Raw genomic sequence first — 21,654 nt, forward strand, 5'->3', positions numbered from 1 at the left:
CGATTGCGCAGATGCAGGCGGACCCGGTGGTGCTGAACCGTAACCTGGGCGCGTACACGAATTTCGTCAACCTGCTGGACTACGCCGCCATCTCGGTGCCTAGCAGCCTGCGGTCCGACGGTCTGCCGTTTGGCATCACGCTCATCGGCCCTTGCGGCAGCGACTGGCAGCTGGCTGAATTGGGCCAGCGTTACCACCACGCCAGCGGCATGTTGCAGGGTGCGCTGGACTTGCCTTTGCCCGCACTGCAGCCGCTACCCGGCCTTCAGGCGCAGGCCACCGTGCGGGTGGCGGTAGTGGGTGCTCATCTGTCCGGCATGCCGTTGAACAGCCAGCTGACAGAGCGCGAGGCGCGCCTGGTCAGCAGCACCCACACCGCGCCAGACTACCAACTTTTTGCCCTGCCCGGCACTGTGCCGCCCAAGCCCGGTTTGCTGCGCGTTGCGCCCGGCCGGGGTGCGCCCATCGTGGTCGAGGTGTGGGAGATGCCGGTCGCCCACTACGGCTCCTTCGTGGCGCTGATTCCAGCCCCTCTGGGTATCGGCACCCTGTTGCTCGCCGATGGCAGCAGCGTGCAGGGCTTTATCTGCGAGCCGCAGGCGCTGGCGGGGGCGCAAGACATCAGCCACTGGGGTGGCTGGCGCGCGTATGTCCAAGGGGAGCTGCAGAAATGACCGAACAGGAACTGGAAACCTATGTGGATGCAGCAGCGGCCGCTATCGGCCTGCCGCTGGGCGACGCGCGCCCCGGCGTGCTGCGCTACTTTGCATTGGCCTCGGGCTTTGCCGATCTGGTGCAGGCCGCGCCCCTGTCGGTGCACGATGAATCGGCCATGGCATTTATCCCCGTATCGCCTCGGAGCAAGCCATGACCTTACCCGCAAACTGGTGGCAGCAGGATGCAGCCAGCATGGCCCGCGCCGTCGCCGCCCGCGAGGTGACGGCCACGCAACTGGTGCAAGCCTGTCTGGACCGTATTGCGGTCACCGACGGGCGCGTCAACGCTTTCACCGACGTGGTGCAGGCCCGCGCCCTGCAGCGTGCAGCGCAGATCGACACCGGCCTGGCCAACGGCAGCCAAGCCGCACTGCCCCTGTTGGGCGTGCCTTTCGCGGCCAAAAATCTGTTTGACATTGCCGGGCTGCGCACGCTGGCGGGCTCCAAGATCGAGCGCGACAGCGCTCCTGCCACGGCCGATGGGCTGCTGGTGCAGCGCATGGAGGCGGCCGGTGCCATCCTGGTCGGCGCGCTGAACATGGACGAATATGCCTACGGCTTCACCACCGAAAACACCCACGAAGGTGCCTGCCACAACCCGCACGATCTGGCCCGTACGGCAGGCGGGTCCTCCGGTGGCTCGGGCGCGGCGGTGGCGGCAGGGCAGGTGCCCTTGGCGCTGGGCTCGGACACCAATGGCTCCATCCGCGTGCCGTCGTCGATGTGCGGGGTGTTCGGCCTCAAACCCACCTTTGGGCGCTTGCCGCGCACCGGCAGTTTTCAGTTCGTCACCAGCCTGGACCACCTGGGGCCGTTTGCCCGCAGCGTGCGCGACCTGGCCCTGGCCTATGACGCGATGCAGGGTTATGAGGAAAAAAGCCCGTTCGTGGACGCAGGCTGTGCACAGCGCGCTATAGAAAGTGTAGTAACCGAGTTGGATCTGGGCATTGCCGGTCTGCGCATCGGTGTGCTGGGCGGCTACTTCCATGACAACGCCTTGCCCGCCGCCCGGGCCGCTGTGGCCACCGTGGCGCAGGCACTGGGCGCGCGCGATACCGTGGAGCTGCCCTGGGTCGAGGCGGGCCGTGCCGCTGCGTTTCTGATCACCAATTCCGAAAGCGCGGCCTTGCACCTGGAGAACCTGCGCCTGCGCCCGCAAGACTTTGAACCGCTGTCGCGCGACCGCTTTTTGGCCGGGGCGCTGATCCCTGCCGCCTGGGTGGCCCGCGCCCAGCGGGTACGCCGCCGCTACGCCCAGGCTGCGGCACAGGTGTTTGAAACATATGACCTGTTGCTCGCCGCCGCCACGCCCTGCGTTGCCACGCCCTTGGGCACCGAGCGGCTGGACCTGCATGGTCGCGACCTGCCGCTGCGCCCCAACATCGGCGTGCTGACGCAGCCGATCTCCTGCATCGGCCTGCCGGTATGTGCCGTGCCGGTGTGGGGCATGGACCCGCAGCTGCCGCATCTGCCCATCGGCGTGCAAGTGATTGCCGCGCCCTGGCGCGAAGACCTGGTGCTGCGCGCCGCCGCCGTGCTGGAGGCTGCAGGTGTGTGCCGCGCCCCTATCGCCTCCCTTTGAAAGACCGCCATGGATTACCCCATCAACCTGCCCGAAGTCCTGGCCGAAGTGCAGGCCGTTTTTGACCGCTATGAAGATGCCTTGGTGAACAACCGGGTTGCCGTGCTGGACGAACTCTTCTGGGACAGCCCGCACACCTTGCGGTACGGCGGTACGGAAAACTTGTACGGCTTTGCGGAGATCCAGGCCTTCCGTGCGGGCCGCCCGGCCCAGGGCCAGCAGCGCCAATTGCTGAAAACCGTGATCACCACTTACGGGCACGACTTCGCCACCGCCAATGTGGAGTTTTTGCGCGATGGCAGCACCCGTACCGGCCGCCAAAGCCAGACCTGGCTGCGCCTGCCTGCAGGCTGGCGGGTGGTGGCCGCACATGTGAGTCTGCTGTAACGCTATGCATACACCCATTCAATACGTGGATGTGCACCGTGTGCTGTGCAGTGGCCCGGGTGACTTGGCGGGCGTGCAAGCCCTGGTGGCGAGCGGTGCGCTGCGCCCGGCAGATATCGTGGCCGTGATGGGCAAGACCGAAGGCAATGGCTGCGTCAACGATTTCACGCGTGACTTTGCCACCGCGCGCTGGTGCGACTTCCTCAGCCCGCACCTGGGTTGTCTACCCAGTGAAGTCGGGCAGCGCGTGGCCCTGGTGATGTCCGGCGGCACTGAAGGCGTGCTGTCGCCGCACTTCACGGTTTTCTCGCGCCGCTGGGTGGCAGCCGAGCCGCAGCACCTTGGCAAACGCCTAGTGGTAGGTGTGGCGCATACCCGCGATTTTCTACCCGAAGAAATAGGCCGCAGTGCCCAGATAGAGTGCACGGCTGTCGCTGTAGGGGAGGCCATGCGGGACGCGGGCATCGCCCATGCCGCCGACGTGCATTTTGTGCAGATCAAGTGCCCGTTGCTGACGTCCAACAAAGTGGATGCCGCGCTGCAACGCGGCGCGGTGCCGGTCACGCATGACAGCTACGCCTCCATGGCCTATTCACGCGGTGCCTCCGCTTTGGGGGTGGCGCTGGCCCTGGGTGAAATAGCCGCGCCCGTAGAAGAGGCGGCGACAGCGCTGCTGTCGGACTGGTCGCTGTATTCGGCACGGGCCTCTGCATCGGCCGGTATCGAGCTGGAAGCCAATGTGGTGATTGTGCTGGGCGAAGCCGAGGGCGCGGCATCGCCATACCGTATTGCCCACACCGTGATGCGCGACGCGGTCGATGCGGCCAGCGTGCGCCAGATGCTGCACCTGGCCCTGGGCATGGACGCTGATGGTGCCTCTGTGCTCCCCGGTCTGGTCAATCTGCTGGCCAAAGCCGAAGCCAGCCCCGACGGGCGGGTGCGCGGGCTGCGGCACACCATGCTGAACGATTCCGACATCCACGCCACGCGCCACGCACGGGCGGTGGTGGGTGCGGTGCTGGCATCGGTGGTGGGCGATACCGCGCTGTATGTGTCGGGCGGGGCTGAGCACCAGGGCCCGGCGGGTGGTGGCCCGGTAGCGGCCATCGTACGGGTAGGCCCGCCGGGGGATGCCGGAGTGCCCGTTTTATGAACTTCCGGCTTTTCCAGTAGCAGGCACACATTTTGCATCCACTCTTGTATCCAAGAAAGATTCTGTTTTTCGCACCGTTTTGATCCATTCAACGCTTTCACCACCGAAAGGACTGCCATGACCACCTTCAACCGCCGCGACTCCCTGAAATCCATTGCCGCTTTGGGTGCGGCCAGCACGTTGGGGGGCTTTGCCAGTCTGGCCCGCGCACAGACCCCGCTGACCATCGGCGTGATCTACGTTGGTCCGCGCGACGACTACGGCTACAACCAGTCGCATGCGGCGGCAGCGGCAGAAGCCAAGAAGCTGCCCGGCATCAAAGTGGTGGAAGAAGAGAACGTGCCCGAAACCTCGGCCGTGCAAAAGACCATGACCGGCATGATTGCCCAAGACGGTGCCAAGCTGCTGTTTCCCACCTCGTACGGTTACTTTGACCCGCACATCCTGGCGCTGGCCCCCAAGTACCCCGATGTACGTTTTTCGCACTGCGGCGGCATGTGGACCGAGAAGAACCCCAAAAATGTCGGCAGCTTCTTCGGCTACATCGACGAATGCCAGTTTCTGAACGGCGTGGTCGCCGCGCACATGAGCAAGAGCGGCAAGATCGCCTTTGTGGCGGCCAAGCCGATTCCGCAGGTGCTGCGCAACATCAACGCCTTCACGCTGGGCGCACGCTCGGTCAAGCCGGGCATTACCTGCAGCGTGATCTTCACCGGCGACTGGTCCATGGCCGTCAAGGAGGCCGAAGCCACCAACAGCCTGGCCGACCAGGGCTGCGACGTATTCACCATGCACGTGGACGGCCCCAAGGTCATCGTGGAAACCGCCGCCAAGCGCGGCAAGATGGTGTGTGGCTACCACGCCAGCCAGGCTAAGCTGGCCCCCAACGCCTACCTGACCGGTGCCGAGTGGAACTGGTTTACCGCCTACAAAACCGTGATCGACGCAGCCCAAGCTGGCAAGCCGCACCCCAACTTTTTGCGCGGCGGCCTGAAGGAAGGCTATGTGAAAACCTCGCCCTACGGTGCCATGGTGACCGATGCTGCCAAGAAGCAGGCCGATGGCATCAAGGCGCAGATGGTGGCCGACAAGTTCGACATCTTCAAAGGCCCGCTGAAGGACAACAAGGGCGCGGTGGTCATTCCTGCCGGCAAAACCATGAAGCAGACCGATCCGGTGTTGGAAAGCATGAACTACCTGGTTGAAGGCGTTCAGGGTTCTTTCTAAACCGACCGCCTGCCGCCCAAAGGATTCCGCATGCAATCCACCGCCAAAGATATCCTGCTGCCGACATCGGCCATCGCGCTGGCGCTGCTGCTGTTCGGCGTGTTCGTCTGGTTCGCCGGGGTCAGCCCGCTGGACATGTGGCTGACCCTGTTCAAGGGTGCATTCGGCGACTGGTTCTCGTGGCAAAACACGCTGCAGCGCGCCGCACCGCTGATGCTGACGGCCCTGTGCGTGGCGCTGCCTGCGCGTGCCGGGCTGGTCATCATTGGCGGGGAGGGCGCTTTGGTGCTGGGCGGGCTGGCCGCCGCCGCGCTTCCCAGCCTGTTGCCGCTGCCCGCCAATGTCGTGGGCACCGTGCTGGTGTGCGCCGCGGGCGCGCTGGCCGGTGCGCTGTGGATCATGCTGGCGGGCTGGCTGCGGCAGGCGCGCGGCATCAACGAGACCATCAGCAGCCTGCTGCTGGCCTACATCGCCATCGGCATCTTCAAGCACTTGGTGGAAGGACTGCTGCGCGACCCGGCAAGCCTGAACAAGCCCGCTACCCACCCCCTGCCCGAGGGCATGCTGATCACCGGCATTGCAGGCTCGGACGTGCACTGGGGCTTGGTGCTAGGTCTGCTGGCCTGCGTGGCCCTGGGGCTGTGGCTGCGCTGGACGGCATCGGGCTTTTCGATCCGGGTGGTGGGTGGCAACCCGCGGGCGGCCCAACTGGTGGGCCTGCCCGCCACGCAATTGATTTTGACGGCCTGCGCCCTGGGCGGGGCCAGTGCCGGGCTGGCCGGGGCGGTGGAGGTGGCCGCAGTGCATACCAATGCCAATGCCTCGCTGATCGCGGGCTACGGTTATGCGGGCATTTTGGTGTCCTTCATTGCCCGGCACAACCCGGTGGCCATCGTGCCCGTCGCAATTTTGTTCGGTGGTTTTGGTGCCGCGGGCAGCTTGCTGCAGCGCCGCCTGGGCCTGCCGGATGCCTCGGTGATGGTGCTGCAGGGTATTGCTTTTGTGTTGATCCTGGCCAGCGAAGCGCTGCGCGATGTGGATTGGAAGGCGCTGTTTTCCAAGATGCGTAAACCGGCTGTGGCTGGCGTGGAGGCGATATGACGGCAGACCAATGGGTGGCGCTCATCGCTGGAATCATTGGCGGCGCATTGCGTGTCGGCACGCCATTTCTGTTTGTGAGTTTGGGCGAATGCCTGACCGAGAAATCCGGTCGCATCAACCTGGGGCTCGAAGGCGTGCTGGTGCTGTCGGCCATGAGCGCTTTTGGCGGCGCCTACCTGACCGGATCGCCCTGGCTGGGTGTGTTGGTCGGCGCGCTGGCGGGGGCTTTGCTGGCTACCTTGCACGGCGTGCTGTGCTCGCTGCCCCGCGTGAACGACGTGGCCACCGGCATCGCGCTGATGCTGCTGGGCACCGGCCTGGCTTTTTATCTGGGCAAGCCCTTGATCCAGCCCCAGGCACCGCAGATTCCGGCCATCGCATTGGGCGGTTGGAGCGACTCCAGCGTGGTGCAGGCGGCCTTGCAGATCAACGCGTTGCTGCCCATCGGCATCGCCCTGGCGGTGGCTTTGTGGTGGGCGTTTGCGCGCACCCGCTGGGGCCTGCTGGTGCGGCTGGCGGGCGACTCGGCCAACGCCACGCGGGCGCTGGGCTATTCGGTGTCGGGCATCCGCATTGCAGCCACGGCGGCAGGTGGCTTTATGGCGGGCCTGGGTGGTGCGTCGCTTACCTTGTTCTACCCCGGTAGCTGGAACGAAGGCATCTCCAGCGGCCAGGGCCTGATTGCGGTGGCGCTGGTGATCTTTGCGCGTTGGAGCCCGCTGCGCTGCGTGGGCGCGGCCCTGCTGTTTGGCGGTGCGGGGGCGATTGGCCCGGCCATGCAGTCGGTGGGCATCGGCTGGGGCTACCACCTGTTCAACACCGTGCCGTACGTGCTGACCCTGGTGATCTTGGTCTTCACTTGCAAACCCGGCAGTGTGGCTGTGGGAAGCCCCGGCGAACTGTCGTCCACCCGTTAGGAGCATGCCGTGAGCGGTTTTGGTGGCTTGAATAAATCAAAAAATGGCGTGGTCATCGGCTTGGTGCAGTTGCAACTGCCGGTGGTCACAACCCCGGCGGACCTGGCCGCGCAAACCCGGCGCATCTGCGACCTGGTGGCCAAGGCGCGGCGCAACCAGGGCACGATGGACCTGGTGGTGTTCCCCGAATACGCGCTGCACGGCCTGAGCATGGACACCAACCCCGCCATCATGTGTTCGCTGGACGGGCCCGAGGTGGCTGCCTTCAAAAAAGCCTGCGTGGACAACCACATCTGGGGCTGCTTTTCCATCATGGAGCAGCACCCCGGCGGCAACCCGTACAACAGCGGTCTCATCATCGACGACACCGGTGTCATCCGTCTGTACTACCGCAAGCTGCACCCCTGGGTGCCGGTAGAGCCCTGGGAGCCCGGCAACCTGGGCATACCGGTGTGCAACGGGCCCAACGGCAGCCGCCTGGCCCTCATCATCTGCCACGACGGCATGTTCCCCGAAATGGCGCGCGAGGCGGCGTACAAGGGGGCCGACATCATTTTGCGCACGGCGGGCTACACCGCACCCATCCGCCATGCCTGGAAGATCACCAACCAGGCCAACGCTTTTTGCAACCTGGCCTACACCGCCAGCGTCTGCATGTGCGGCAGCGACGGCACGTTCGACTCCATGGGCGAGGGCATGTTTTGCCACTTCGACGGCACGGTGATGGTGCAGGGCAGTGGTCGCCCGGATGAAATCATCACCGCCGAGCTGCGGCCCGACCTGGTGCGCGAGGCCCGCAGCGGCTGGGGCGTAGAAAACAACCTGTACCAGCTCTACCACCGCGGCTACGTGGCGGTCAAAGGTGGTGCCCAGGACTTCCCCTACAGCTACATGCAGGACATGGCGGCGGGCCAGTACAAGCTGCCCTGGGAGGTGGCGGTAACCGATGGCACCCCCTGCGGATTCGCTGCGCCCACGCGGGCCTACAAGGGCCCGGAGGCCAATCCTTTCCCCACCCCGTTGGCAGAATGACCATGGCAAGCTCTTCCCGCTTCGTCCCCGCCAACCCTTATGCCTGGCCCTATAACGGCGCGCTGCGGCCCGACAACACGGCGTTGATCGTGATCGACATGCAGACCGACTTCTGCGGTGTGGGCGGCTATGTAGACGTGATGGGCTACGACATCGCCCTGACCCGCGCGCCCATCGCCCCGATTGCCGCCGTGCTGGCGCGGCTGCGCCCTTTGGGCTACCACATCATCCACACCCGCGAAGGCCACCGGCCCGATCTGGCCGATCTGCCTGCGAACAAGCGCTGGCGCTCCCGCCAGATCGGTGCGAATGGCACGGGCATCGGCGACCCCGGCCCCTGCGGGCGCATTCTGGTGCGCGGCGAACCGGGCTGGGAGCTGATTCCCGAGCTGGCCCCGTTGCCCGGCGAGGTGGTGATCGACAAGCCCGGCAAAGGCTCGTTTTACGCCACCGACCTGGACATGGTGCTGCGCCTGCGTGGCGTGCAAAACCTCATCCTGGCGGGCATCACCGCCGACGTGTGCGTGCACACCACCATGCGCGATGCCAACGACCGGGGCTACGAGTGCCTGCTGCTGTCCGACTGCACGGCCGCCACCGACCCGGCCAACCACCAGGCGGCGCTGAACATGGTGACCATGCAGGGCGGCGTGTTCGGTGCGCACGCGCTGTCTGCTGCGCTGCTTGCCGTTGTGTAACCCAAGGAAATCCATGGCCACAGAACCTACCCCCATCGGCGCGCTTCCTGCGGGCACCGGCGCATTGGCACTGGAGACCTACCAGTTGACCAAGCGCTTTGGCAGCTTCACCGCCATGGACAGCGTGACGATGCGGGTCGAACCCGGCACGGTGCACGCCCTGCTGGGCGAGAACGGCGCGGGCAAAAGCACCCTGGTGAAATGCGTAGCGGGTTTCCAGCGGGCGGAAGAGGGCAGCATCCTGATCGACGGGCGCGAGCAGGCCATTGCCAACCCCATCGTGGCGCGCAGCCTGGGCATTGGCATGGTCTACCAGCACTTCACGTTGGCACCGGGTATGACCGTGGCCGAGAACCTGCTGCTGGCCGGCGGCACCCTGCCCGCCGTGATCGACTGGACCGCCAAGCGCGCCGAGCTCAAGGCCTTCTTGGCCACCACGCCCTTCAGCCTGGACCTGGATGCCCGCCCCGCCGAACTGGCGGCGGGCGAAAAGCAAAAGCTGGAACTGCTGAAGCAGCTCTACCTGAAACCGCGTCTGCTGATCCTGGACGAACCCACGTCGGTGCTCACCCCGCAAGAGGCCGACGAGGTGCTGGGCCATGTGCGCGCCTTCGCCCAGAGCGGCCAGTGCAGCGTGCTCATCATCACCCATAAGTTTCGCGAGGTGCTGGCCTATGCAGATGGTGTGACCGTGCTGCGCCGGGGCAAAGCGGTGCACCACTGCCGCGTGGCCGACGCTACGCCGCAAGAACTCACCCGCACCCTGGCCCAGACCATGATGGGTGAAAGTTCTGAGCCAAATAGTGCTCTGGCGCAGGATGTACCTGCGCGGCGTGCTACACAAAGTGCAGCAAATGAAGCGCCTGTCGCCTTGCAGGTAGACGACCTGAAAGCCCAGGGCGACCGCGGTACGCTGGCCCTACACGGCCTGAGCCTGCAGGTACGCAAGGGCGAAATCCTGGGCGTGGCCGGTGTCTCGGGCAACGGCCAGCGCGAGCTGGTGGAGGCCCTGGTGGGCCAACGCGCGCGCCTCAGCGGCCGGGTGCAGGTGATGGGTGAAGACTACGCCGCCCGCCGCGCCGACAACCGCCGCCTCAAGGTGCGCAGCCTGCCCGAAGAGCCCCTGCGCAATGCCTGCGTGGGCGACCTGTCGGTGGCGGAAAACATGGCGCTGCGCGACTTTGACCAGCCACCGCTGAACCTGGGCGGGCTGCTGCGCTTTTCCGCCTGGCGCAGCCGGGCCCGCGAATGGATCCAAGAATACGGTGTGAAGACCCAAGGCGAGGGCGCGCCTATCCGCAGCCTGTCCGGCGGCAACGTGCAGCGCGCCGTGCTGGCCCGCGAGCTGGCGGGCGAGATCAATGTGCTGATTGCGGCCAACCCGGTGTTCGGCCTGGACTTTGCCGCTGTGGCCGAAATCCACAGCCGCATCCTGGGCGTGCGCGACCGTGGCGGCGCGGTGCTGCTGATCAGCGAAGACCTGGACGAACTGCTGGAGCTGGCCGACCGCATCGTGGTGATGAGCGAAGGCCGCATCGTGTTTGAAACTCCCGCCGCTACCGCCGAGCGCCACATCCTAGGTGCACACATGGGCGGTGGCCATGACGACCACAAGGAGGCCGCATGAGCCTGACCATCACCGCATTGCCGTTTGACTACCCGCTGGACGTGGCCCGCGCCGCCCTGGTCATCATCGACATGCAGCGCGACTTCATCGAGCCCGGCGGTTTTGGAGCCACCCTGGGCAACAACGTGGCGCTGCTGGAGGCCATCGTGCCCGCCAGCCAGGCCATGCTGGCGGCGTGGCGCACGGCCGGGGGCCTGGTGGTGCACACCCGCGAGGCGCACAAGGCCGATTTGTCCGACTGCCCCCCGGCCAAGTTGAACCGGGGCAACCCGGCGCTGCGCATCGGCGATCTGGGGGCGATGGGCCGCATCCTGGTGGCGGGTGAGCCGGGCAACCAGATCATTCCGGCGCTGGCACCGGTAGACGGCGAGATCGTCATCAACAAGCCCGGCAAGGGCGCGTTCTACGCCACCGGCCTGCACGAGATGCTGCAGCAGCGCGGCATCCAGCAGCTGCTGTTCATGGGCGTGACCACCGAGGTCTGCGTGCAGACCAGCATGCGCGAGGCCAACGACCGCGGCTACGACGGCCTGCTGCTGGAAGACTGCACCGAGAGCTACTTCCCCGCGTTCAAGGCCGCGACGCTGGAGATGGTGCGTGCCCAAGGCGGTATCGTCGGCTGGACGGCACCCAGCGCAGCGGTTCTGCAGGCATTGGCGACCGTTTGAAATTGGGTGCCTTGCAACTGCTAAAGTTTGCCCCGTGCACTCCCTGACTCCCACCCCCACTCCTTCCGCAGAACCCACCGGCCACCGCTCGCGCGCTGACGAGGTCTATGCCCAGCTCAAGCGCGACGTGGGTGCATTCACCCTGGTTCCCGGCGACCGCTTTACCGAAAACGAGATCAGCGAACGCCTGGGCGTGTCGCGCACCCCGGTGCGGCAGGCGCTAATCCGGCTGCAGCAAGAGGGCTATGTGGAGGTGCTGTTTCGCAGCGGCTGGCGGGTGCTGCCGTTCAATTTCGAGCAGTTTGAGCAGCTCTACGACCTGCGCATGGTGCTGGAAACCACCGCCGCCCACCGCCTGTGCGAAGGCGGAGCGGGCGCGGGGGCACCACACATCCAGATCGACCACGCGCTGCTGGAGGAACTGGTGGCCATCTGGTTGGTGCCGGTAGCCCAGCGCAGTACCGATGGCATTGCCGTGGCCCGCTGGGACGAGGAATTCCACTGCGCCCTGGTGCGCGCCGCAGGCAATACCGAAATGGCCCGTGTGCACAGCGACGTGACCGAGCGCATCCGCATCATCCGGCGGCTGGACTTCACCAAGCAGGCGCGCATCACCGCCACCTACGAAGAGCACGCCAAAATCCTCAAAGCCATCCGGAGCCACCGCGGCGACCAGGCCGCCATGCTGCTGCGTGCCCACATCCAGAGCAGCCAGGCCGAGGTGCGCAAGATCACCCTGCACCAGGTGCACCTGGCACGGCAGGCGGCGGCTTCTTAAGTTGGAAGTGAGACTGTAGGCGTGCGCAGTTCGCGGCGCAGAATCTTGCCCACATTCGACTTGGGCAGGTCCTTGCGGAACTCGATGGACTTGGGCAGCTTGTAGCCGGTAAGGTTCTGCTTGCAGAACAGCAGCACATCGGCTTCGGTCAGGGCCGGGTCGCTTTTGACGATGAAGACCTTGATGGCCTCGCCCTGCTTTTCGTCGGGTATGCCAATGGCCGCGCATTCCACCACGCCGGGGCAGAGCGAGATCACGTTTTCCAGCTCGTTGGGGAACACGTTGAAGCCGCTGACCAGGATCATGTCCTTCTTGCGGTCCACGATGCGGGTGTAGCCGCGCTCGTCCATCATGCCGATGTCGCCGGTGCGCAGGTAGCCGTCGGCGGTGAAGGCACGGGCGTTTTCCTCGGGCTGCTGGTAGTAGCCGGGGGTGACGTTGGGGCCCTTGATGCAGATTTCACCCGCGGCACCCAGGGGCAGGTCGTTGCCGTCGTCGTCCTTGATGGCCAGGTCGATGCTGGGTAGGGGCAGGCCGATGGTGCCGGTGAAGCTTGTACTCAGTACCGGGTTGTTGGTGCCCACGGCGCAGGTTTCGCTCATGCCCCAGCCTTCCACCATGGGGCTGCCGGTCACCTCCAGCCAGCGCTGGGCTGTGCCCTCAGACGCGGCCATGCCGCCCGCCTGGGTGACGCACAGGTGGGAGAAGTCGATGGTCTTGAACGTGGGCTGCAGCAGCAAGGCGTTGAACAAGGTGTTGACGGCGGGCAGGATGTGGAAGGGCCGCTTTTTCAGCGTGGCGATAAAGGCTTTGAAGTCGCGCGGGTTGGGCACCAGGGTGATGTGGGCCCCCAGGCGCACGCACATCAGGCAGGTGGTCAGGGCATAGATGTGGTACAGCGGCAGGGCGGCAACCATGTTGACCTTGGTGGCTTGGCCCACGCGTGCCAGCGCCGGGGTGAACCAGGCCTCGGTCTGCAGCGCAGCGGCCACGATGTTGCGGTGGGTCAGCACCGCACCCTTGGACAGCCCGGTGGTGCCGCCGGTGTACTGCAAAAAAGCGGTGGATGCCATCGTGCAGTTGTGCGGCTGGAGTGCCAGGCCCTGGCCCGCAGACACTGCCTGGTTGAACGCCGTGACCCGCAAGGTGCCGTTGCGTGGCAACTGGTAGGCGGGCACCATTTTCTTGACCCGGCGCACCATGAAATTGACCACGCGGCCATACACCGCGCCCAGCAGGTCGCCCATATGGGCCATGACCACGTGCTGGATCTGCGTGCGGCCCACTACCTCTTGCAGCGTGCGGGCAAAGTTCTCCAAGATCACGATGGCGGTGGCCCCCGAGTCCTTGAGCTGGTGCTCCAGCTCGCGCGGGGTGTACAGCGGGTTGACGTTGACGCAGGTGTAACCGGCGCGCAGCACGGCAGCCATGGTGACCGCAAATTGCGGAATATTCGGCAGCATGATGGCCACCCGCGCACCGGGCTTGAGCCCCTGGACCTGCAGCCAGGCACCCAGCGCACCCGAGAGCTGGTCCAACTGGCGGTAAGACATCCAGCGCTCCATGCACACCGAGAAGGGGTGGTCGGCGTGCTTTTTAAACGACTCGTCCAGCAGTTGGGTCAGCGAGCTGTAGGGTGTGACATCCACCTCGTGCGCCACGTCGGCGGGGTAATTCTTCAACCAGACCTTGTCCATGCAATGCTCCTTGTAGGGGCGATTCTGGTGGGCCTACCCATAAGGTGTTACCGGACAAGTCCCTAGCCGGGGTCGCTTTGGAGACAAGCAGAAATTTATAAAAAAAAGGCTGCTAGCGCAGGTGCTACCTGCGCTAGCAGCTACTTTTTTAATAGCGTTGGCTTATTTGCCCCAGATGGCCTTGTACTGGGTGCGGTAGCCGTTGTCGGGGTCAAACACGTTCTTCGGGCCGCCGTCGCTGCCCACGTTCTCGGCGGTCACCAGATGCACTTTGGGTGAGTAGCCGGACCAGGGGGCCTTTGCCATCGCGCGGTTCAGTTCGTCCACCAACTGCCAGCCTTGCATGTTCAGTGGCTCGGGCACAGTACCGGCCTGGTAGCGCTTGGTGCGGATGCGCTGGTAGGCGGCCTCCGATCCGTCACCGGCCGACACGGCTTTGGGGGATGCATCACCTTTCTTGCCACCGGCTTGCAGTGTCGGGCCCATGAAGTCGAAGTACAGGTCGTTGATGGCCAGCGAATGGGTCCATTTGTCGCCAAAGCGCTGCAGCAGCGAGGTGGTCAGCTGGGGCATGCGGGTAGAGCTTTCAGAAATGGGGCTGTCTTCAAAGCTCAGCACCGTGCAGCCGCCGCATTTCTTGATGACGGCTTCCATCGCACGGGCTTTGTAGACCGCCACGCTGTATTGCGAGTCGGTGAAGATCACCACACCGGCTTTGCCACCCGAATCGGCCACGGCCCACGACGCAGCCACATCGGCCACTTCGTCCAGCGCGGTGGTCACGTTGGCAAACAGGCCCGCTGTGGGGCCGGACTTTTCACCGGCATGCCAACCCACCAGGGGCACGCCGGACTTGGTGGCGTTACCCAGGGCGACTTTTTGCTCGGCGGTGTCAAAGCCGCCGATCACGATGCCGGAAGGATTGAGTGCCAGCGCCTGGTTCAGCGCCGCCGTGCGGCCACTGACCGAGCCCTGGCCGTCGATGACGCGCACGTTCCAGCCGATGGCCTTGCTGGCTTCTTCCACCCCTTTGGAGGTGCCCAGAATGCCGCCATTTTTCAGATCGGCGGCCACAAATACGATGGTTTTACCGGCCGCTGCTTTGGGCCCGGTGGTGGGGCCGTCCCATTTGTCGGCCGGGGCGGTGGATTCCGCCACACGCTTTTTGGCGGCGTCCAGAAAGTCGTCGGCCAGCGCATGGGCGGCCATGCCGAGGCCGGCTGCCACCAGCACGATGGTGCGTAATTGGAATGGAAGTTGTTTCATTTTTTGTCTCCGGGTGGTTTAGTGGGACTTGGCTTCGAGAGGTGCCGCGCCGGGGGGCGGTGCGGCCGGGGCAACCGCCATATGCAATTCGGCAATACGGCGTTTGATGGATTGGCCACGCTTGCGTTGCGCGTAGCCTGCGATACCGATAGAGACCAGCAGCGTGAGCCCGTTGAACAGCGGCTCCACAAAGAACGCGCCGCCAAACTGCTGGATGCCCGAGATGCCGACGGCCAGAATCACCACGCCGACCAGGCTGCCCCAGACGTTGACGCGGCCAGGCCGGATGGTGGTGGAGCCTAAAAATGCACCTACCAGGGCGGGCAGCAAAAATTCCAGCCCCACCCCGGCCTGGCCGATCTGCAGGCGCGATGCCAGCACCACTCCGGCAAAGGCCGAGAGCGTGCCCGACGCGACAAACGCACCCATGACGCACTTCTCCAGCGGAATCCCGTTCAGCACGGCCGCCTTGGGGTTGGAACCAATCACGTACAGCGCGCGGCCAATCGGGGTGTGCTCGCTCACCAGCCACAGCACCACCGCAATCAGCAGCACATAGAAGGCGGTGATGGGCAGGCCCAGGAAGCTTTCACCGGCAATGTTCAAAAACCCGTCGGGCAGCTCGCCCACTACCTGGCGGCCGCCGCTGTGCCACTGCGCTACTGCGTACAGTACCGTGCCCGTGCCCAGCGTGGCAATGAAGGAGTCGATTTGCGCCTGTTCCACCAAGATGCCGTTCAGCAAACCAAACAACGCGCCGCACAGCAAAACGATCAGCACCGCTGCTGGCCAGGGCAGACCAAATCGGGTTTGCAGGCTGATCGCCAGGAAGTGCCACAGCACGATGCCGTAGCCCACCGTCAGGTCGATCTTGCCGGTCATCATGGGGATGGTGGCCGCCAAAGCCAGGATGGCGATGACCGACTTGTCGCTCAGGATAGAGCGCAGATTGAACAGCGTGGGGAAGCTGTCGGGCAGCAGCACCGAAAACAGCAGGATCAAGCCCACGGTGAGGGCGGGCAGACCGTACACCGGGACCAGTTGGCCGATGCCTGCCAGCAGGCCTTTGCCGCGGTTGTCAAAGGTGGGGTCCGGCTCCAGCGCGGTGGCTTTGATGGAATTGCTCATGGGGTTGTCTCCTGTTGTTTTGTTACGGTGCTGTTGCCGGATGCCGCGACCAGCAGACCGGCCACGCTGAGGGCGGTGCCGCTGAGCTCTGTGGCCACCTGGCCGTTGCGGAACACCAGGGCGCGGGTGCACACGTTGGCCACTTCTTCAAAATCGGTGGACACCACCAGAACGCACACGCCTGCATCGGCCTGTTCGCGCAGGATGTCGTAGATCTGGCGTTTGGCCCCTACGTCTACCCCGGCGGTGGGTTCTTCCAGCATCAGCAGAGGTAGCCGCAGGTTGATCCAGCGCGCCAGCACCACTTTTTGCTGGTTGCCGCCGCTCAGGTTCTGCACATCGGCCTGGGGGGCGGGCGGGTTCACGTCAAACTGCTTAATGAGCTGGAGGCTTTGGGTGTCTTCCACCGAGCGGCGCAGCCGGGCCAGCAGGGAGCCCAGTACCAGCGTCGGGTTGGGGAACAGGTTTTCCTGCACGCTTAAGGCAGGGCCCAGGTTTTCTTCCAGCCGGTCGGCCGCCACCAGTCCCACGCCCAGCGCGATGGCGTGGGCGGGATTGCGCGGGGCGATGGTTTTGCCGTTGAGCTGGATCGTGCCCTGGGATACTTCCGCCAGGCCAAACAGCGCGCGGCTGATGGCCTCGTGGCCTGCGCCGCGCAGCCCGATCAGGCCCAGCACCTCGCCCTTGCGGGCCGCAAAGCTCACCGGCCCGGCATTGGCCGCGTACACCTGTTGCAGCGACAGCACCACCTCCTGGCTGCGTGCATGGGCTTTGGTCAAGGCCCCGGCAAACTTGCGGCCTACGATCAGTTCCACCAGTTCGGTGTCGGTCGTCTCGGCGGTGGTGCGGGTGCCCACCAGCTTGCCGTCGCGCATCACCGCGGCGCGGTCCGAGATGTCCATGATCTCGTCGAGCCGGTGCGATACGTAGATCATCGCCACGCCCTGGCTTTTCAGTTGGCGCAGCAGCTCGAACATGCGCTGCACGTCGGCCATGGGCAGGCTGGCGGTGGGCTCGTCCAGCACCAATACCTTGGCCTGGGTGTCCAGCGCCCGGCCGATCGCCAGCAAAGATTTTTCGGCCCGGGACAGGGTAAATACACGGCGGCGCGGATCGATGTCGCAGCCCACATGGCCCAGCACGCGCGCGGCATTCACCTCGGCCTGCTTCCAGTCGATAAAGCCCAGTCGCTTGGGGAAACCCATGCCCAGCGCCACGTTTTCGGCCACGGTCATCCAGTCCACCAGGCCCAGGTCTTGGTGGATGAAGGCGATGCCTTGCTGGTTCTTGGGCCGAGCGCGCCAGACCGATTCGGCCTCGCCTTGCAGAGTGACGCTACCTACGTCTTGGGGGTACACGCCCGCCAGAATCTTGATGAGCGTGGACTTGCCCGCGCCGTTTTCCCCTAGCAGCGCCAGGATTTCGCCTTGGTACAGATCCAGCGATACGCCATCCACCGCCTGGGTTCCGCCAAAGCGCTTGCCCAGGTTCTGGATGCTGACGACCGGGGTTTTCATAAGATCACCACGCGGGAAACGTCGGGTTCGCGCTGGGTAGCGATGAAGCGGTCGAACTGCAGCGTTTCCATGTTGAAGTAGCCCAGTTTGTCGTTGTCCTGGCTCACAAAAGCGATGGGTTGGGTCGGGTGGTAGCTGAGCGCGATGGCGCGGGCTTCCATGGGGATGTGGGCCAGTTCCTTGAGCGTCACTGGATCGACCACGCTGAGTGAGCGCTCGCCGTAGTTGGTGACCACCAGGCGGCCATCGCGGTACAGATACAGGCGGGTCGCGTCGTCCCGCGAAGGGGCGCGCTGCGTGACCTCCATGGTGGCGGTGTCGATGGCGCACAAGGTGTTGCTCCAGCGGCAGGTGATGTAGAGCGTTTTTTCGTCCTCGCTCAGGGCATAGCCCTCGGGCTTTTCGCCGGGTGCGCAGGCTACCGGGGCGAAGGTCGCGTCATACGGCTTGATCTTGGTCACGGTGTGCGACAGCAGGTTCATGGCATAGGCGGTCTGGCCGTCGCGTGTCAGCGCGAACAGGTGCGACTTGATGCCGCCGGTGGGTACAGCGCGGCGCGGTGCGGTGTCGGTGGCGGGGTGGTCCAGCACCACCAGCTGGGCGCGGTCTTCGCTCAGTGCGTAGAGCCGGTCTTGGTCGTCCATCTGCATGCCGTGCAGGCGGTTGAAGGGAGCGATGTCGATGGTGCGCGCCAGTTTTTTTTCGGCAATGTCGATCTGGAAAATGCGCGTGCCGCCCGCGCCCAGGTGGCCGGATGTCTCCACGCCGTAGTGGCCGACGTAAGCGTAGCGTTGCGCCGCGTCCACCACAAATTCATGCGGAAACTCGGGTAGCTGCACGCTGTGCGTGCGTGTGCCGCTCTCAATATCGTAGTAGCTAAAGCAGTGGCTGCACTTTTCCACCAGCAGCAGGATTTCTTTGGGCATGGTTTCAGTTCCCTTGGGTATGGAGTGCGATGCGGTACAGCGAGGTGCTGGCCGCGATGAAAAGCTGGTTGCCTTGCGGCCCACCAAAGCACAGGTTGCCCACCTTTTCGGGCACGGCGATCTTGCCCAACAGCGTGCCGTCCGGGTGGTAGACCTGCACGCTGTCTTCGCTGCTGGTGTAGATCCAGCCTTGGCTGTCGAGCCGGAAGCCGTCCGACAAACCAGGGCTGACCTCGGCGAACACGCGCGGATTGTGCAGGCGGTTGTCAGCCGCCACATCGAACACGGCAATGTGGTGGTGGCCCTGGCCTGCCGGTGCCAGTGCGGCCGAGGTGTCAGACACATACAGCAGCGACTCGTCGGGCGAAAACGCCAGGCCGTTGGGCTCTTGCACCCAGGCACTGGCGGCGGTCAGAATGCCCGTGGCCGGGTCAAAACAAAACACGTGGTTTGCGGTCTGCTCGGGCACGGCTTTGTGGCCTTCTCGGTCGCTCAGGATGCCGTACGGCGGGTCGCTGAACCAGATCGTGCCGTCGCGCTTGACGACGATGTCGTTGGGTGAATTCAGGCGCTTACCCAGGTAGCGGTCCACCACCATCTGGTCGGGCGTGTCGGCAAGAATGTGGCCCCCGCGCATGGGCGTTCGCACAATGGCGCGCAGGCCGTGCGAGCAGTGCAGCAGGTCCCCGTTCAGGTCGCGGGTGTGGCCATTGGTGAACTCCACGTTGTCGCGCCACACACTCATGCCATTGGCTTGTGACCAGCGCAGCATGCGATTGCTGGGGATGTCGCTCCACAGCACGGAGTCGTCTTCCTGCAACCACACCGGGCCTTCGCTCCAGATGGCACCGGTGCACAGACGCTCCAGCACGCTGCCGTGCACCACGGGTTCCAGGCGGGGATCGAGGATCTGGACCATGCTCATTTACCCCAGTGCAGCACCAGCGGATCCAGCCGCTGGGCGGTGTCGATCAGGCCTTTGCGCACCTCGGGGTGCATGTCGGGAAACGGGTGGCGCGGCGCGGCGCAGGCGATCACGCCGCCTTCCTGCATCAGTACCTTGGCCGTCAAGATGCCGCCCTGGCGGTTCTCAAAGTTGATCAGGGGCAGCCAGCGGGTGTACGCGGCCACGGCTTCGTCACGGTGGCCCGCGGTGTAGGCATCCATGATCTGGCGGATGCCGTCGGGGTAGGCGCCGCCGGTCATCGCGCCGGTGGCCCCAGCATCCAGATCGGGTAGCAGCGTAATGGCTTCCTCGCCGTCCCACGGGCCTTCGATGGCATCACCGCCCAGGCGTATCAGTTCGCGCAGTTTGCTGGCGGCCCCGGCGGTTTCGATCTTGAAGTAGCACAGGTGCTCAATTTCTTGGGCCATGCGGGCCAGAAAGGCGGCCGACAGCACGGTGCCGCTGGCCGGTGCATCCTGGACCATGATGGGGATGGAAATCGCATCCGACAGCCGTGCGTAGAACGCATAAATCTGCGCCTCGGGCACGCGGAACGTCGCGCCGTGGTAGGGCGGCATCACCATCACCATGGCCGCGCCCTGGGCCTGGGCGCGCTGGCTGCGGGCAATACACACATCCGTGCTGAAGTGGGTGGTGGTGACGATCACCGGCACCCGGCCATCCACGTGCGCCAGCACGGTGCGCGTCAGAACCTCGCGCTCCTCGTCCGACAGCAAAAACTGTTCGGAAAAGTTCGCCAGGATGCAGATGCCGTGCGAGCCCGCATCAATCATGAAGTCGATGCAACGCTTCTGGCCTGCCAGGTCTAGTGTGCCGTCGGGGTGGAAGATGGTCGGCGCTACGGGAAAAACGCCTTGGTAGCGGGCTGATGGGGCTGCCATGCTGGTTACTCGGTGATGACGAACTGGTCGAGGAATTCGGTGTTCAGCGTCAGGCCCAGGCCCGGAGTGTTGTCGTCGAGCTGTACAAAGCCGTTCTCGGCTACCGGCTCGCCTTTGAAGATGTAGTAGAACAACTCGTTGCCGACCTCCACGTCAAACATCGGAAAGTACTCGCTCATCGGCGAGGCGATGGTGCTCATCGTCAGGTGGTAGTTGTGCATCTGGCCCGCGTGCGGAATCACCGGCACGCTATAGGCTTCGCACAGTGCGTTGATCTTGTGCGCCGCGGTGATGCCGCCGACGCGGTTGGTGTCGTACTGCACCACGCTCACGGCTTTTTTGTCTAGCAGTTGCTTGAAGCCGTACAGGCTGAACTCATGCTCGCCACCAGAGATCGGCACGATATTCATCGCATTCAGTTCTGCATAGCCGTCGATATCGTCGGCAATCACCGGTTCTTCCAGCCAGCGGGGCTCGAACTTGGCCAGCTTGGGCAACATGCGCTTGGCGTACTCCAGGTTCCAGCCCATGTAGCACTCCAGCATCAGGTCGGCGTCATAGCCAATCACTTCGCGCACGGCTTCGACCGATTTCAGATTCTCGGCCACGCCGTGTTGCAGGTGCGCCGGGCCGTAGCCAAAGCGCATCTTGAAGGCGGTGAAGCCCTGGTCTTTGAACTTCTGCGCTTCCTTCTGCATTTCGCCCAGGTCGGTGCGGTACAGCTTGCTGTAGTAGCAAGGAATCTTCTCTTTGGTGCGGCCACCCAGCAGCTTGAACACCGGCTTGTTGACCGACTTGCCGAGGATGTCCCAGATCGCCAGGTCAATGGCCGAAATCGCCGCCATGGTCACACCCTTGCGGCCCCAGGCGTGGGTGGCGCGGTACATGCGTTGCCACAGGTATTCGTAATCCCAGGGGTCTTGGCCCAAGACCAGCGGCGTCAGGTATTCGTCAATGATGGCCTTGGCGATCTTGGGTGCCAAAGCGACGTTACCGAGACCGACAATGCCGTCGTCGGTTTCGATCTCCACCACCGTCCACGAGTGGAAGCGGAACGTGCTCATGCTTTCGGTCTTGGAGTAGACCAGGTCCATGGCGTTGGAGCAAAAATTGCCTTGGGGTGGAACGGTCTTGCCCTTCCATTCAAAAACACGGGCGCGGACGGATTTGATTTTCATGGTGTGCCTTTTAGTTCAGGTGTTTGGCCAGGCCCATGCGGGCGGCGATGCGGAATGCGTTGGCAGTGGCGTTGACATCGGCCTTGCCCTGGCCCGCAATGTCATAGGCCGTACCGTGCGCCGGCGTGGTGATGGGCACGGGCAGGCCGCCTTGCACCGTCACACCCTTGCTGAAGCCCATCAGCTTGATGGCGATCTGGCCCTGGTC

At 64.6% G+C, this 21,654-nt stretch carries 21 protein-coding genes and 1 pseudogene; 13 read left to right on the top strand and 9 right to left on the bottom strand.

Going from position 1 to position 21,654, the window contains the following annotated elements:
- The 13 genes and pseudogenes from ABI213_RS06630 to ABI213_RS06690 all read left to right on the top strand — a co-directional run.
- A pseudogene (locus ABI213_RS06630) lies at positions 1-674 on the top strand (allophanate hydrolase); the annotation flags it as partial.
- Positions 671-871, top strand: a complete 201-nt coding sequence (locus ABI213_RS06635; protein ID WP_348007463.1) for a DUF4089 domain-containing protein — start codon at positions 671-673, stop codon at positions 869-871. The pseudogene ABI213_RS06630 and the gene ABI213_RS06635, both read left to right, overlap by 4 nt.
- Positions 868-2,298, top strand: coding sequence for an AtzE family amidohydrolase (locus ABI213_RS06640; protein ID WP_348007462.1), 1,431 nt, complete (start codon positions 868-870; stop codon positions 2,296-2,298). Before ABI213_RS06635 ends, ABI213_RS06640 begins: the two co-directional genes overlap by 4 nt.
- A 9-nt stretch (positions 2,299-2,307) precedes the next feature.
- Complete coding sequence (gene hpxZ / locus ABI213_RS06645) at positions 2,308-2,685, top strand: oxalurate catabolism protein HpxZ (RefSeq protein WP_348026499.1); 378 nt, start codon at positions 2,308-2,310, stop codon at positions 2,683-2,685.
- A 4-nt stretch (positions 2,686-2,689) separates the two neighbouring features.
- Positions 2,690-3,838 carry a ring-opening amidohydrolase gene (locus ABI213_RS06650; protein ID WP_348007460.1) on the top strand — a complete coding sequence of 383 codons (1,149 nt, stop codon included), beginning with the start codon at positions 2,690-2,692 and terminating at the stop codon, positions 3,836-3,838.
- Positions 3,839-3,955: 117 nt separating this feature from the next.
- Positions 3,956-5,065, top strand: a complete 1,110-nt coding sequence (locus ABI213_RS06655) for a BMP family ABC transporter substrate-binding protein (protein ID WP_348007459.1) — start codon at positions 3,956-3,958, stop codon at positions 5,063-5,065.
- 30 nt (positions 5,066-5,095) lie between these two features.
- The gene (locus tag ABI213_RS06660; protein ID WP_348007458.1) at positions 5,096-6,166 is read left to right on the top strand and encodes an ABC transporter permease; all 1,071 of its coding nucleotides are present in this window, start codon (positions 5,096-5,098) and stop codon (positions 6,164-6,166) included.
- Entirely contained in the window at positions 6,163-7,083 is a 921-nt protein-coding gene (locus ABI213_RS06665) for an ABC transporter permease (RefSeq protein ID WP_348007457.1), read from the top strand. Before ABI213_RS06660 ends, ABI213_RS06665 begins: the two co-directional genes overlap by 4 nt.
- A gap of 9 nt (positions 7,084-7,092) precedes the next feature.
- The gene (locus ABI213_RS06670) at positions 7,093-8,115 is read left to right on the top strand and encodes a formamidase (RefSeq protein WP_348007456.1); all 1,023 of its coding nucleotides are present in this window, start codon (positions 7,093-7,095) and stop codon (positions 8,113-8,115) included.
- Positions 8,112-8,813, top strand: coding sequence for an isochorismatase family cysteine hydrolase (locus ABI213_RS06675; protein WP_348007455.1), 702 nt, complete (start codon positions 8,112-8,114; stop codon positions 8,811-8,813). The genes ABI213_RS06670 and ABI213_RS06675 overlap by 4 nt, the downstream gene beginning before the upstream one ends.
- A 13-nt stretch (positions 8,814-8,826) precedes the next feature.
- The gene (locus tag ABI213_RS06680; RefSeq protein ID WP_348026501.1) at positions 8,827-10,440 is read left to right on the top strand and encodes an ABC transporter ATP-binding protein; all 1,614 of its coding nucleotides are present in this window, start codon (positions 8,827-8,829) and stop codon (positions 10,438-10,440) included.
- A complete protein-coding gene (locus ABI213_RS06685; protein WP_348008135.1) occupies positions 10,437-11,108 on the top strand; it encodes an isochorismatase family cysteine hydrolase in 672 nt (223 codons plus the stop codon). Before ABI213_RS06680 ends, ABI213_RS06685 begins: the two co-directional genes overlap by 4 nt.
- A 34-nt stretch (positions 11,109-11,142) precedes the next feature.
- Entirely contained in the window at positions 11,143-11,886 is a 744-nt protein-coding gene (locus tag ABI213_RS06690; RefSeq protein WP_348008134.1) for a GntR family transcriptional regulator, read from the top strand.
- Here the strand turns inward: ABI213_RS06690 and ABI213_RS06695 are convergent.
- The 9 genes from ABI213_RS06695 to ABI213_RS06735 form a co-directional block, all read right to left on the bottom strand.
- A complete protein-coding gene (locus ABI213_RS06695; RefSeq protein WP_348008133.1) occupies positions 11,883-13,583 on the bottom strand; it encodes an AMP-binding protein in 1,701 nt (566 codons plus the stop codon). The genes ABI213_RS06690 and ABI213_RS06695 overlap by 4 nt on opposite strands.
- Positions 13,584-13,745: 162 nt before the next feature.
- Entirely contained in the window at positions 13,746-14,849 is a 1,104-nt protein-coding gene (locus ABI213_RS06700; protein ID WP_348008132.1) for a substrate-binding domain-containing protein, read from the bottom strand.
- A gap of 18 nt (positions 14,850-14,867) precedes the next feature.
- Entirely contained in the window at positions 14,868-15,977 is a 1,110-nt protein-coding gene (locus ABI213_RS06705) for an ABC transporter permease (protein WP_348026503.1), read from the bottom strand.
- Positions 15,974-17,494, bottom strand: a complete 1,521-nt coding sequence (locus ABI213_RS06710; RefSeq protein ID WP_348008130.1) for a sugar ABC transporter ATP-binding protein — start codon at positions 17,492-17,494, stop codon at positions 15,974-15,976. The genes ABI213_RS06705 and ABI213_RS06710 overlap by 4 nt, the downstream gene beginning before the upstream one ends.
- Positions 17,491-18,420 carry a YncE family protein gene (locus tag ABI213_RS06715; protein ID WP_348008129.1) on the bottom strand — a complete coding sequence of 310 codons (930 nt, stop codon included), beginning with the start codon at positions 18,418-18,420 and terminating at the stop codon, positions 17,491-17,493. The genes ABI213_RS06710 and ABI213_RS06715 overlap by 4 nt, the downstream gene beginning before the upstream one ends.
- 4 nt (positions 18,421-18,424) lie before the next feature.
- Positions 18,425-19,345, bottom strand: a complete 921-nt coding sequence (locus ABI213_RS06720) for an SMP-30/gluconolactonase/LRE family protein (protein ID WP_348008128.1) — start codon at positions 19,343-19,345, stop codon at positions 18,425-18,427.
- Complete coding sequence (locus tag ABI213_RS06725) at positions 19,342-20,268, bottom strand: dihydrodipicolinate synthase family protein (protein ID WP_348008127.1); 927 nt, start codon at positions 20,266-20,268, stop codon at positions 19,342-19,344. Before ABI213_RS06725 ends, ABI213_RS06720 begins: the two co-directional genes overlap by 4 nt.
- 5 nt (positions 20,269-20,273) lie before the next feature.
- A complete protein-coding gene (locus ABI213_RS06730; RefSeq protein WP_348008126.1) occupies positions 20,274-21,446 on the bottom strand; it encodes an L-rhamnonate dehydratase in 1,173 nt (390 codons plus the stop codon).
- Between the two features lie 10 nt (positions 21,447-21,456).
- Positions 21,457-21,654: 4-hydroxythreonine-4-phosphate dehydrogenase PdxA (locus tag ABI213_RS06735; RefSeq protein ID WP_348026505.1), on the bottom strand; the 198-nt coding region annotated here is incomplete at its 5' end.

The organism is Rhodoferax sp., assembly GCF_039922535.1.
Classification (GTDB): domain Bacteria; phylum Pseudomonadota; class Gammaproteobacteria; order Burkholderiales; family Burkholderiaceae_C; genus Rhodoferax_B.